This window comes from Candidatus Chloroploca asiatica (genome assembly GCF_002532075.1).
GTDB classification, from domain to species: domain Bacteria; phylum Chloroflexota; class Chloroflexia; order Chloroflexales; family Chloroflexaceae; genus Chloroploca; species Chloroploca asiatica.
Window position 1 is genome coordinate 18,539 of the sequence record NZ_LYXE01000059.1, and the last position, 13,624, is coordinate 32,162.

At 58.6% G+C, this 13,624-nt stretch carries 11 protein-coding genes; 3 read left to right on the top strand and 8 right to left on the bottom strand.

Annotated features, from left to right (window positions below; translation table 11 throughout):
* The first annotated feature begins 65 nt into the window (after nt 1-65).
* The 3 genes from ltaE to A9Q02_RS05080 all read left to right on the top strand — a co-directional run bounded on the left by ltaE (nt 66) and on the right by A9Q02_RS05080 (nt 3,598).
* Entirely contained in the window at nt 66-1,094 is a 1,029-nt protein-coding gene (ltaE, locus tag A9Q02_RS05070) for a low-specificity L-threonine aldolase (protein WP_097651268.1), read from the top strand.
* A 16-nt stretch (nt 1,095-1,110) separates the two neighbouring features.
* Complete coding sequence (locus A9Q02_RS05075) at nt 1,111-2,946, top strand: sensor domain-containing diguanylate cyclase (RefSeq protein WP_172450646.1); 1,836 nt, start codon at nt 1,111-1,113, stop codon at nt 2,944-2,946.
* 211 nt (nt 2,947-3,157) lie between these two features.
* Nucleotides 3,158-3,598: a hypothetical protein gene (locus A9Q02_RS05080; protein ID WP_097651270.1), complete on the top strand. Its 441-nt coding sequence runs from the start codon at nt 3,158-3,160 to the stop codon at nt 3,596-3,598.
* Between the two features lie 80 nt (nt 3,599-3,678).
* On the opposite strand, the gene A9Q02_RS05085 is transcribed toward A9Q02_RS05080, so the two are convergent.
* The 8 genes from A9Q02_RS05085 to A9Q02_RS05120 all read right to left on the bottom strand — a co-directional run bounded on the left by A9Q02_RS05085 (nt 3,679) and on the right by A9Q02_RS05120 (nt 13,512).
* The gene (locus A9Q02_RS05085) at nt 3,679-5,097 is read right to left on the bottom strand and encodes an FAD binding domain-containing protein (protein ID WP_097651271.1); all 1,419 of its coding nucleotides are present in this window, start codon (nt 5,095-5,097) and stop codon (nt 3,679-3,681) included.
* A gap of 11 nt (nt 5,098-5,108) precedes the next feature.
* Nucleotides 5,109-6,350 carry a M20 family metallo-hydrolase gene (locus tag A9Q02_RS05090; protein WP_097651272.1) on the bottom strand — a complete coding sequence of 414 codons (1,242 nt, stop codon included), beginning with the start codon at nt 6,348-6,350 and terminating at the stop codon, nt 5,109-5,111.
* Nucleotides 6,351-6,413: 63 nt separating this feature from the next.
* Nucleotides 6,414-7,793: an LCP family protein gene (locus A9Q02_RS05095; RefSeq protein WP_097651273.1), complete on the bottom strand. Its 1,380-nt coding sequence runs from the start codon at nt 7,791-7,793 to the stop codon at nt 6,414-6,416.
* Between the two features lie 42 nt (nt 7,794-7,835).
* On the bottom strand, nt 7,836-8,615 hold the full coding sequence (gene murI / locus A9Q02_RS05100; RefSeq protein WP_097651319.1) for a glutamate racemase: 780 nt from the start codon (nt 8,613-8,615) through the stop codon (nt 7,836-7,838).
* Between the two features lie 5 nt (nt 8,616-8,620).
* Nucleotides 8,621-9,349, bottom strand: coding sequence for a gamma-glutamyl-gamma-aminobutyrate hydrolase family protein (locus tag A9Q02_RS05105; protein ID WP_097651274.1), 729 nt, complete (start codon nt 9,347-9,349; stop codon nt 8,621-8,623).
* 18 nt (nt 9,350-9,367) lie between these two features.
* The gene (locus A9Q02_RS05110) at nt 9,368-10,123 is read right to left on the bottom strand and encodes a gamma-glutamyl-gamma-aminobutyrate hydrolase family protein (protein WP_097651275.1); all 756 of its coding nucleotides are present in this window, start codon (nt 10,121-10,123) and stop codon (nt 9,368-9,370) included.
* Nucleotides 10,124-10,197: 74 nt separating this feature from the next.
* Complete coding sequence (locus A9Q02_RS05115; protein ID WP_097651276.1) at nt 10,198-12,924, bottom strand: GAF domain-containing protein; 2,727 nt, start codon at nt 12,922-12,924, stop codon at nt 10,198-10,200.
* 6 nt (nt 12,925-12,930) lie between these two features.
* The gene (locus A9Q02_RS05120) at nt 12,931-13,512 is read right to left on the bottom strand and encodes a SpoIIE family protein phosphatase (RefSeq protein WP_097651277.1); all 582 of its coding nucleotides are present in this window, start codon (nt 13,510-13,512) and stop codon (nt 12,931-12,933) included.
* Between the last annotated feature and the right edge of the window lie 112 nt (nt 13,513-13,624).

The following is a 13,624-nucleotide window of genomic DNA, read 5'->3' on the forward strand; positions in this document are numbered from 1 at the left end:
GTGAAGAACGCATGCCGAGGGGCTGCGTTCTTTAGGTAGCCCAAGAAAGAAGAGAAGAGAACCCCATGATCGACCTGCGGAGTGATACCGTCACCTTGCCTAGTCCTGCGATGCGTGCCGCGATGAATGACGCCGAGCTTGGTGATGATGTCTATGGTGAAGACCCGACAGTGAACCAACTTGAGGCGCTGGCGGCCGAGATGGTTGGCAAAGAAGCGGCCATGCTGGTACCCAGCGGCACAATGGGCAACCTGGCCGCACTGCTTGCGCATGCAGAGCGCGGCCAGCGGGTGATCTGTGGCGATGAGAGCCATATTTACTACTACGAAGCTGGCGGTGCCTCAGCACTCGGCGGGCTGATGTATCATACCCTGCCCACAGCACCCGACGGCACTCTACCGCTCAACGCTGTCCAGAACGCCCTGATCACCCTCAACGATCCCCACCGTGCCCCGCCCGGTGTCTTTTGCCTGGAAAATACTCACAATCGCTGTGGTGGTACCGTCCTGCCGGTAAGCTATATGGAAGCCGCTTATCAGGCCGCACACGCTGCTGAAGTCCCGTTGCATCTTGATGGTGCCCGTATCTTTAATGCCGCTATTGCGCTAGGTGTTGAAGTTCGTACCCTTACCCGCTATACTGATAGCGTACAATTCTGCCTTTCAAAAGGTCTTGCGGCACCGGTTGGCTCAGTCCTTGCGGGAACAACCTCATTCATCAACAAGGCACGCCGGGTACGCAAAATGCTGGGAGGCGGTATGCGCCAAGCAGGGGTCATTGCCGCCGCCGGTCTCGTTGCGTTGACCGCGATGGTCGATCGCCTTGCCGAAGATCATGCCAATGCCCGCCTCCTGGCCGAAGGTCTGGCCAATCTCCCCGGGCTAACCCTTGATCGCAGTCTGCTTCAGACCGCAATTGTGCGCTTTGAAGTGACGGCGATGGATGCGAGTAGCTTCCTGAAGAGCCTGCGTAGCCATGGGGTGTTGATGATCAGTATGGGTGGTACCACCATTCGTGCCGTCACCCATTATGGTATTGGCGAGGAAGATATACACACAGCGATCAACGCTGTTCGTGCCGTGCTCAAGCCGTAACCCAGGGTATAGATTGATGACCATGACAGGTTCCGCCCAGATCTGGGCTCCCATTGTCGCACAACTCTCCGAGGCTGCGCTGCTGCTTGATGCTGAGGATTGCCTGGTCACGGCAAGTAGTGTGATCCAGACAGCACTCGAACCTGACAGCATGTTGCCTGGTAACCCCGTACGTCAGATCCTCGGGTTGCCTGCCCAAGCCCCCCTGAGCGGAACCACTACTTTTTCATTTGGTGATTGCGACTGTGAATTAACGCTCCAGCCGGTACCACTCTATGATGCGCAAGGGGCTTTCAGTGGAACCCTGCTGATCCTCAAGGGATGGCTCATCGAGCAAGCCGTCTATGCCCGTGAGCATAACCTCCGTGAAGTCGCCCTCATTATCAGTAGCGCCCTCGATATCGACCAGATCCTCGAACAGGTGGTTCAACTCTCAATTGATCTGCTCAAAGCTGATGCCGGCTCGATGCCGATGTATGATCGCCAGCGCGATCGGTTGCTGCCAAGCTATGTCTTTGGGATCACGGCACCCATTCTCAAACAACCGGTGTATCGTGGCACTGGGATCATCTGGCAGATGATCGATACGGGTCGATCCTTCCTCACAAATAACTATAGCGCAGAGCCACGAGCCATTCCTGAACTGCTAGCCCAGGGGGTGTGGAGCGTTCTGGCCGTCCCGATTATGGCCAGCAATCAGATCATGGGCACGCTGAACCTCTATCGGATCAGCAATAAAACACCCTTCAACGAACGTGATATCGAACTGCTCGAAATTATTAGTCGACAGGCAGGGGTTGCGCTACAGAATGCACGCCGCTACCATGCCGTCGTGCGCGAGTCCGAGCGGCGTGCCCTGCTCTACAAGGCAAGTCTCAGTTTCGGGGCAGCCTCCGATCTCGAACACCTCTATGGGGCGATTCACGAAGCGATTACCGAACTGGTTGCCTGTGATATCTGTACGATCGTGCGCTTTGATCAGGCGACACGCGAACTAGAGTATGTCTATCTTATCTATCAAGAGCAACGAAAACCGGTCTTTCGCCAAGCGCTCGACCAGAGTCTGCTCAGCTATATTGTGCAAACCGGCATGGCCCTGCGCATAACCAGCAATGCCGTGATGACCGAGCAGGTACCGCTGACCGAGCCAATGACAGTCGTTGAGCATCCTTCGGGTTCGTTGCTTGCGGTGGCCTTGCAGGTTGGGGAAACAACCATTGGTGCGCTGAGTATTCGTTCACGCGAGCCCAATATGTATGATGCGAGTGACCTGACCACGATCGAAACCCTGGCCGCCACTGCCGCCATCGCGATGCAAAAAGCCTATCTCTTCAACCAGGTACAAGCACTCGCCACCATTGATGAATTGACCGGGATCGCGAATCGACGTTACTTTTTTGAACAGGCCCGCTACGAACTTGAACGCGCAATGCGCTACAAGCGCCCGGTGAGCCTGCTGATGCTTGACGCCGATTATTTCAAGCAGATCAACGACACCTATGGCCATAGTATCGGCGACGAGGTCTTGCAACAGATTGCGGCACGCTGCAAAGCAGACCTACGCGAAGTTGACATCTTTGGGCGCTATGGCGGCGAAGAGTTTCTCGTGCTGATGCCCGAGACAGATCTCGCCCATGCTGGTATCGCCGGTGACCGCTTGCGCCAGGTTATCGCCAGCCAGCCCATTCTGACCGAAGCCGGGCCAGTGCCAACGAGTATTAGTGTTGGGGTCGCTTCGTTTGACATTGGTAACACCGGAACGATTGAACTCTTGCTTGACCAGGCCGATAAAGCCCTCTATGAAGCCAAAAACGCCGGGCGCAACCAGACCTACTATTACCGTGATGCCTGATCGTACGTGTTCACCCTTCTCCAAGGAAACGCAAGGTGTCCGTATCATCCATCAGGTTCGTAGACATTCATTCAACGTAAGCAGATCTTTACCAAACAACGCTCTGTAGGTCGTATAATCATTGGCAATGTGTCGCCTACCGAACGTGTTACGACATCATATTTTTACGTGCCGTAGTGTGCGGCATAACAGATGATCAGGAGTTGCAACGATGCACAGTTTCCTTCGCAAAGCTGGCTATGTCCTGGCAAATATGGTGGTCATGGTTATTTTGCATGGCAATAGCAAGCAGTTCTGGCCAAAAATCCCCTACCTCAGCCTGCGAAACGAGGGTACCCCCGAGCATATGCGCCTCCTCTTGCATACTACCACAATCGTTACCGCAGGCGAAGCCCTGATCGGCCAGATGCCACGCGAGCGGTGGCTCCCACGCGCAATTGTGCTCGGGTTGATCCCCGCTTCACTCCCTCTCTTGCTCTTCTTTGGACAAAAGGTTCTGCGCCTGCAGGGTCAGGCCGCCGAGGTCTACAATCTGGCCCTGGTGCCGATCCTGCCGATTGCTTCAACCCTCCTCGAAGATGCGATCACTGGCTCGCTCGCCGCTATTGACCACGCCCCCGAGGATCAGGCTGATTATTCGCACCTCGTATAAGCTATGGCGGTTCAGAGCACAGAAGGACAGCAGAGCTGTCCTTCTGTGCTCTGAACATCTGTGATCTGCAGTAGCCCTGCTCAAGTCGAGACCGCCGCCTGGACGGCGGCAATGATCTTGCGGTACCCGGTGCAGCGACACAGATTGCCACTCAACGCGGCCTGGATCTGCGCCAGATCTGGGGAGGCATGTTCGTTGAGGAGTTTCGCCCCGGCCATCAGCATCCCCGGGATACAGTAGCCACACTGAACCGCACCCTCAGCAATAAAGCTCGCTTGCAAGGGATGTAAAGGCTGGCCGTCAGGTGCCGTCGCCGCCAACCCTTCGATCGTCGTGACGTGACGCCCATGCGCCTGACCAGCTGGCACCAGGCAACTCATCACCGCTTGCCCGTCAAGCCAGACGGTACATGCACCGCACTCACCTTCGGCACACCCCTCTTTGGTGCCTGTTTGTTGCACATCTTCTCGCAAGGCGTCAAGCAGGGTTTTGTGGGGCGAGAAGCGCACCACTCGTCCGTTCACGATCGCCTCGACCTGCGCAAGCGGAACCAGCGGGCCCCCCCTGGTCGCCACGGGTTCCGGGTCCACGGTGCTCAACAAGACCGGCGAGGCAGGCCAGTCAGCCGCATGCGTACCCGTCGCCAACCGCTCCAGCGCACGCTCAACGAGGCCAACCACCACGGTGCGGCGATACTCAGCCGAACCACGTACATCGTCAATCGGTGCCATCGCCTGCAAGGTCAAGCGGGCCACATTTGGCATCTGGGCACGCTGCAACGGGTGACCCGCAAGCGCTGCTTCGGCGGCAGTGGCCCGGACAATCGTCGGGGCGACACAGCCAAGCGCGATCTTCGCGCCAGCAACAACTGGCGCTTCCTCGTCAAGCGGGTTCACCAGGTCAAGGACGACGGCTACATTGACCACAGCTATCGCTTGCGCGCGCCGCAGCCCAAGCTTGAGAAACATGCCCCGCTGATGCGGTGCGAGCATCGGCACGCGCACTTCGCGCAGCAGTTCACCGGGACGCAACACGGTGCGTCGGACACCGGTATAAAACGCCTCGATTGGGATCAGACGCTCGCCATCACGTCCACATACCACCAACTCAGCCCCAAGGGCGGTCAGCGCCGTAATGGTATCATTGGCCGGCGAAGCCGTGACCAGATTGCCGACAACCGTCCCACGCGCCCGGATCTGCGGCGCACCAACCTCAAGACACGCCTGCGCCAGCGGCAACGCCCTGTGCACACAAAGCGCCGAAGCCACGATATCGTTGTGCGTCGCCAGGGCACCGATCCGCACCTGGCCCGCCTCTTCGCGCACATAGCGCAGGGCCTCGATCCGGGTCAGATCAACCAAGGTTGCCGTCGGGCGCAACCCGTGATCCAGTTCAACCAGGACATCGGTACCACCGGCAATCACCCGTGCCTCGGGCAGCGAGGCGACCAGGGCCAGCGCCTCGTCAAGCGTGTGCGGCTGATAATAGGTCTTCCACATAGGCTTCGTCTCTACGCATGGCTAAGGGCAGCCAGGCTATGGGCAAGCACCGCCACGCCCTGGCCAATCTGATCAAGATCGCTATACTCATCAGCACGATGGCTAATACCGCCCCGACTCGGAATAAAGATCATCGCCGTTGGGCAGATGCGAGCCATAAAGAGGCTATCATGATAGGCACGACTGATCATGATCAGCCGGGGGAGACCGATGCGATCACACACCTTGATGATCGTCTCGACCACCGCCGGATCACAGGTAGCAGGCGGGTCGGCATTGAGTTCAATCAGATCATACGTGACGTGACGACGGGCACAGATTGCTTCGGTCGAAGCCTTGATCGCCTGCAATACCTGGTCGCGGCGTTCAAGGTCAATATCGCGCACATCAATCTCAAGGGTCGCCACATTCGGGATGGCATTGACCGCGCCGGGACCAATCGTAAAAATGCCGGTGGTTGCAACCGTATCGCGGCTTCCCGTGCCAAGCGCAGCAGCTTCAACCGCCAGCGCCAGTTCAGCCCCGGCCAGCAGCGCATCGCGCCGCTCGAGCATCAGCACCGATCCGGCATGACCACTCTGCCCTCTAATCACGACGCGCAGCGCGGCTGGTGCGGCGATCGCCCGTACCACCCCGATCGGCAGGCCCTCAACTTCCAACAAAGGGCCTTGCTCAATATGCAATTCAACAAACGCACCATAGGCCCCGGGTGCCAGCGCAACCGCTTCAAGCGGTGCCGTAAAGTCGGCGCTTGTTCGCCATTCATCGAGGCTTCGTCCCTGCCCATCACGCAACTGGCGCAACTGGTCAGGCGTAAGCGCCCCGATCATCGCCCGACTGCCCAGACATCCCAAGCCAAACCTGGTCGGTTCTTCACTCGTAAAGAGGATCATTTCCAGCGAGCGCCGAGGCTGAAAGCCGGCCCGCCGCAGCGCCCGCAAAGCTTCAAGCGCCCCAACGACGCCCACGGTACCATCAAAACGGCCTGCATGGGGCAGCGCATCAATATGCGAACCACTCGCGACCGCAGGCAAGTCGGGTTCACTCCCGGGCCAGCGGGCAAACAGATTGCCCAGGCCATCTTCGCGCACAACCAGACCGGCCTCGTCACACTGCTGACGCAGATAGGCCCGCGCACGCAGATCAGCCGGGCCATAGACCAGACGGGTCACACCCGGAGGTTCATCATCTGAATAGGCCGCCAGCGCCTCAAGATCAGCCCCGAGCGCCTGTGCATCAATAATCAGTTCCATATGGCTACTCGAAAAAAAGCGGTGCCAGGATTATTGTATTGTAACACAGGCTTCTACGTTGCCCTAGCGCACCGCATCGGTTCCTAGCACCACCACGACCGGCGCAGTGCTCGCCACACCTTCGGGCAATGGCCCATTCACCAGACGCGCCTCGAGCGTCTGAGCCACACGACGGCTCGTTGTCGGCGCACCACCGGTATGGTACACGCGGGTCTGTTCACCAACAAGGGGGGCATTTGCTGCGGGAAGCATACGGAAGCCGACTTGCTCGAGATCGAGGCTGACCAGACGAGCGAGGCCAGGCACATCAGTGCCGTTGAAGACCTGCACATCGACTTCTTCGACCACTTCAACCGGGCGTTGCTGCCAGGCATCAAGCAAACCTTGAACCGCCGCCTGATCCCAGATCAGGTTCGTCCCATTGGTTGCGGCAAGGTGCGCGGGGCCAAGCCCAAACTGCCCAATTGCGCCCGGCTCAACCGTCGCCGCCAGACTCGCCAGCGCAAACAACACATCGAAACGCGCCACGGGCAACGTTGTCACCACAGGCGGGATCCCATCACCGCTACCCTCAACCGCACGCACCAGGGCTGGCAACGTCACGACCTGCCCAAGCACACCGCGCTCACGTACTTCCTGCAGGATCGCCTGCACAACCTGCTGTTGGCGCTGTGCCCGACCAAAGTCACTATCCTGATGGCGCGTACGCGCATAGATCAGCGCCGTGGCTCCATCCATCGTTTGCGGCCCAGGGGCAAATTCGACGCGCATCACCCCAAAATCATCAGTTGGGTACGCCTCATCAACCAGGCGCGCAGGCACATCAATCGTGACCCCACCGAGCGCATCAATGATCTGGGCAAAGCCAGCAAAGTTGACCGTCGCCACAAAATCAACCCGCATGTTGCGCTCACGCAACTGCAACAACGCCTCGACTGTCTCGGCGGCCAGCGCCATCCCGCCCTGGTGAGAAGTTGTAGCATCACCATAGAGACGGGACGCCCCCGCGTACCCCTGACCATAAGCGGCATTGATCTTGGTGACATCGAGGCCCACCGCCGGAAGAGCAACCTGGCTATCACGGGGAATCGAGAGCAACGATACCCAGCGCCCCGCCGGATCAAGCCGGGCCAGCATCAACGTATCGCTACGAACACCCTCTTGCGGGAAGCCAGGGCGCTCGTCGGTGCCAATGATCAGCAGATTCGCCCCCATCAGCGGCGAGGCAAGCGGCGCATTGGGGCGGGCATCGGCCACCGTGATCGCCTGCGACAGGCTGAAAATCTGCCAATAGATCACCCCGACCACCAGCAGCACCAACCCAAGCCCCAGACCGAGCCACAGCCGCACACGCGACCAGAAGGTAGGACGAGGTGGACGCGACTGAGCCGGCTGAGCGGCACGTTGCTGGCGTTCAGGTAACACTGTTGTTTGCTTGCTCATAGGTGCTATTGTAGCAGATCCATGCTGAAGGCAAGCCAACAATCAGGTGATAGTGCCCTGCAGAGCCTGCGCAACATCAATCGTTTCGCCCCAGACACGCCACAGGGCCGGGCGAATCAAGGCGGGGTCACCAGTGGTAAAGGCCTGCACCCGCCCCGAACCAGGCGCAAGCTCGAGCTTTGCCACCACACGGGCCGTCTGGGCTGCCACGGCCGGGCCAGTATCAATCAGCGTCGCCTCAGGGGCCACCGTCGCGATCACCGGGGCCAGCGGCGGAAAGTGGGTACATCCGAGGACAAACGTATCCACCCCATCAGCGAGCAAGGGGGCCACATAGCCGCGCACAACTGCCTCGGCATCATCGCCGCGTAATAACCCTGCCTCGACCAGATCAACCATCGCCGGACACGCGACGGTACGCACCGTTACCCCATGCGCAAATTGCTCGACGAGGCGGCCAAAACGGTCGCCCTGGAGGGTGCCACTCGTCGCCAGCACAGCCACCTTGCCCGTCCGGGTAGCCGCAACCGCCGGTTTGATCCCCGGTTCCATGCCCACAACCGGCACCTCAAGGGTCGTGCGCAATACGTCGAGGGCCGCCGAACTTGCCGTATTGCAGGCCACAACGATGACTGCCGCCCCGTGAGCGACAAGCCAGCGGGCACAAAACAAGGCCCGTTCACGCACCTGCGCGGTGGCAAGCGGACCATACGGGCAATAGGCACTATCGGCGAGATAGATGAGATCGTGCCGCGGCAGCACCGCACGCACCGCACGGGCCACCGACAGGCCACCCAGACCCGAGTCAAAGAGACCAATCATTGCCATCAGTTCTGACAGGCAGCCACAAAACCTTCAAAGAGACGCAACCAGCGTGGCTCGGCCTGCTGCCAGAGATGCTCGGGATGGCACTGCACCCCAACCACAAAAGGCTCGCCGACCCCTTCGACCGCTTCGATCACCCCATCAGGCGCATGGCCAACAACCCGCAGAGCAGGCGGCACGACCTTCAACGCCTGATGATGCATCGTATTTGCCAGCACCTCGGTCGTTTGCAATTGCCGGGCCAACCAGCTATCGGCAGCAAGGTGCAACGGATGTCCAGCGACATCATAGGTGCGCAGGTGCGTATTGTAGCGATGGTCAAGCGTATCGGGCAACTGGCTCGGGATATCCTGGTAGAGCGAGCCGCCAAAGGCCACGTTCAAGACCTGAATGCCCCGGCAGATCCCCAACAGCGGTTTGCCATCTTCGCGGCACCACCCGGCGAGCGCCAGTTCCACCGCATCGCGCTGCACATCGACCGGGCCAAGCTCGGGGAGCGGTGCCTCACCGTAGCGCATGGGGGCGACATCCTCCCCACCCGGCAACAGAATGCCGATACACTGCTCGTATAGTATCCGCACCAGATCAAGATTATCGGTCAGATGAATCAGCAACGGCACGGCCCCAGCAGCCTCCACCGAACGGAGATACTGTGGGCGCACGGCCATCAGCGGGCCCCCACTGGCAGCCATATCATTCATACATGTGACGCCAATGATTGGTCGTCTCATACAATGCAATCCTTATGTTCAGGCAGCAAGCGCCGGCACCTGACGCGTAGCACGACAACGAGCGACAAACGCCGCAAAAACTGCCTGCCAACGCGGATCAGCGTGTGCCTGTAGCGCCTCGGGGTGACACTGCACGCCAAGGACAAAGGCCTCCCCGGTACCCTCCAACGCCTCGACCACCCCATCGGGTGCCCAACCAACTGGACGCAAGCCCGCACCAATGGTGCGCACCGCCTGATGATGCAACGAATTGATCGCCAATTGCTCGGTACCAAGCAAGTAAGCCAGTTGCGAATCAGGAGCCAGGTGCAACTCGTGGGCCATATGCGTCCAATCTTCGCGCGCATACGAGATATCGTGCTGCAAATCCGTGATCAACTCTGACGGAATATCCTGGTAGAGCGTCCCCCCACGGGCGACATTGAGCACCTGAATACCCCGGCAGATCCCGAACACCGGCTTGCCTTCGGCGAGCGCCCAGCGAGCCAGAGGCATCTCGGCCCCATCACGGAGCGGATCAAGCAAGCCCAATTTTTCATGTGGCTCGGCACCATACAAGGCAGGGGAAAGATCGCCCCCACCAGCCAGAAGCAATCCATCTAACTGATCGTACAGGGTGCGCAAGACGTGCTCGTCTTGCACGGGCGGAATCAGCAGCGGAGCGCCACCCGCCTTAAGCACCGCATCAACATAGGTCTGACGATGGCCGAATGACGGCGGGCACCAGGCCCGGTCGTGAAACGTGCCACACGAGATGCCAATGAGAGGCTGCATACTGCTTGTTCCTCCTCCATCTGCCACAGCAGATCACGCTGCCCCACAGGGCGGAATAGATCAATATCTGCTTATTATACCATTTTATGCACAGCAGCAACGGCAGGCAGGATCAAGCTAAACGTTGAGCCAACCCCGACCTCACTCGTCACCCAGATCTGCCCCCCGAGCAATTCAACCAGGGGGCGCGCCAGCGCAAGACCGAGACCCGCGCCACCTCCCTCGACTTTCAGCGGATTTTCGGCACGGTAAAACCGATCAAAGATCCGCGGAAGATCGGTGGGTGCTATGCCCACTCCGGTATCGGTAATACGCAAGAGATTATACGGTTGCGCTTGGGGCACGCGATCACGCACCTGGGCAGGAAGTTCGGCAAGCGTGGCTTCGAGGGCTTCGACATGGATCTGCCCGCCATTGGGCGTGTATTTGATCGCATTGTTCAAGAGGTGGTACAACACCTGGTGCAAGCAATGCGCATCAGCACGCACCAGCGGCAAGTGCGGGGCAAGCGTAATCGTCAGGCTATGCCCGCGCTCACGGAGTGCCCCCTTCAACTCGGCCATTACTCCACTCAAGACCTGGGCCAGATGCAACAAACGCCACTCGAGCTCAACGCTCCCTGCTTCAATCCGGGTCAGATCGAGCACATCGTTGATCAGATTGATCATATGCTGCGTATGTTTATCAATCGTGGTGACAAACTCGCGCTGGGTCGCATTGAGGGCCCCGATTTCATCCATCGCGAGCAGCTGCGTAAACCCCTTGATCGCGGTCATCGGGGTACGCAACTCGTGTGACATCGTACCAATGAACTCATTTTTCATCTGATCGGACTCGACCTCACGCGTGACATCACGCAGCACCAGCAGCGCCCCGATCAACGTGTTCATCTCGGTCAACACCGGCCCGAGCAACAGGTGCAGCGTACGTACCCCGAGTTTGATACTCGCCATACATCGACGCGGCTGCACATCATCCAGCAGCGGATGTTCGAGCAACTCAACCAGCGGCAATTCGTGGGTTCGTTCGCCCATATAGCGCATCAAGATCTCGTGCAGATTCCAGAGCAGCAGTTCTTCAATACTCCGGTGCAACATCGCCGCCGCCGCCGGATTCGCGACCAGGATCCGGCCAGACAGGTCACAGACAATCACGCCATCACTGAGACTCTGCAGGATCGCCTGAATCTGAGTCGCTTCCTTCTCCTGGCGATCAAGCAACTCAAAGCGATGAGCGGCTTCCTCACTAATCAGCGCAAAGAGATTGGCATTCTTGACGGCGACCGCAATCGAACCAGCGGTTGCATTGAGCATCCGCAAATGATCTTCCTGGAAAAAGCCCACCTGACGGTGCGACAGACTCAGCACACCCAGCACCTCGTCCTGAACCACCAGCGGGACAGCAATCATCGCACCTTCACGTCGCCGGGTAAACAACCCTGGAACCGAAACCCAGCGTGCATCCTGGCTAATATCATCAATCACGACGCCAACACAATGTTCGGCGACCCAACCTGCAATGCCAACCCCAATCGGGAAACGCAAATAGTTTTTGGGGTCAGCAACAACCCCAAGCACGGCCCGCGTCACCATCAAACTACTATCGTCGGGTTCCACCAGCATAATCGACCCATGCTCGGCATGCGTCAACTCGGCAAGCAGTTGCAACGACGTTGCCAGCAGCGCATCGAGGTCGAGGGTACGACTCACTTCGGTCGAGATTTGATAGATCGTCGCGAGGCGATTCTTCTCGTCTTCCAGTTCACGGGTACGGTCAGCTACCCGTCGCTCGAGATCTTTGTTCAGGATCCGTAGTTCGCTATAGAGCATCGCGTTTTGCAAGGCAATCGCCGTCTGGCTGACAATGCTCTGGATCAGATCCTGTTGCATCCGGATCTGATTGAATGGATCGGGATCTTGCAGCACCACCAGTGCCACAACGTGTTCGTTGGCAATCATGGGCAAAACCAAGACGCCACAAGCCGGGTATAACCAGCGGCTTGGGCAACCCTCCTCGGGTACGGGCAGAAACTGATTCTGCCGTGTCTGCCAGGCCCGGACGATCAGATCATCTGCTTGCGTTACGGCAACCTGCTGATCCACTCCGCTCTCGGCTAGGGGTTCGGACTGCTGCCGCAACACAAGCATCGTCCCATGGGCCTCAGTCACAGGCTGCCACAAGGCAATATGGGCAATTGCCGTCAAGTGCTGAAGATTTTGAATCAACAGATCAATCAACTGATGCTCTTCAAGCGTCAGTGAGAGTTGACGTGAAATAACATTCAGCGCCTGGAGTTGCAGCGTCTGCCGATCAGCAGATGCCGAGGCTGCATCAAGGCGTTCAGCAATAAATTCGTGCTCACGGATCAACTCGCGCTTGGCCGCTGACCAGTGCTCAGTCGCACAGAGCAACACATCGTCAAAGAGCGCATCGAGCGCCGCAAAGAGCGCAAAGGCAGCCTGTAGGTCTGCTACGGTGGCCCGCACCCGCGCAGACGTGATCCGGCGCACCTGCTGGACAAACTGAAGCACCGTCGTCAGATCAAACGACGCCTCGTTCTGCGTAAAGAAGGCACCCAATTGCACCGCAAAGGGCTCGCGGTCACCAGTGGCGGCAAGCACAGCGGTCGTGTAGAACGTCGCCAGATCAAGCTGTGGAGGGAAGGACGCAGCCCCAGTAACCGGATGCTGATCAGGTGCCCCTGTGTCTTCAGGTGGCACCAGATGCGCCAACACCTCATACCAGCGTGGTAACAGGGTATCACGCTCTTGCTCAAGCCAGGTTGCGAGGTTACCATCCATGTCAACTTACTCGGTAATACGAATGACAACCACGGTTACATCGTCATTCGCTTTGCCATACTTCGCAAGAATCAGATCAGCCAACTGCTGCGACGGGCGGTGGCGCTCAACATAGGCATCAAGCTGAAAATTGTTCTCGACCCCATCACTATACAGAACGAAGGTGTTGCCGAAATTGTAGGTATAATCGAGCCTGAGCAAGGTAGGGAGGCGATGACCAACAATGCCATTTTTAGAGATCGGCTTGATGGGGGCCTGACTATCCACCTGCACACCGATATTGCCAACCCCCACAAAGCTCACATGACGCGCCAGCAAGTCAAAGGTCAACAGGGCCATCACAGCCCCACGGGTTCCGTGAATAGCCGTATGCACCTGTTTGAAGAGCGTGAGCGGATCATTTCCAGGCTTAGCGCGGAGCACTGCTGCCGCGCCAAGCGACGCAGCAGAAGCATGCACACCACCGCCCAGACCATCAATCACCGCAACCTGCAAACCGTGAGGCTCAAAGGTTTCAAGCACATACGTATCACCACTCACGCTCTGACCAAGCTTTGGGCGCAGCGCAGCGCCCCAATCCACTTGCATGCACATCTTCCTTGCCAACGCATCCCAGCGCAGCACACAATTCGCTTTCTATGCCATTATAACACTCACTTTGACGAGTGCCGATAGCCGGCGGTGCGCTAAAAACCCTTGT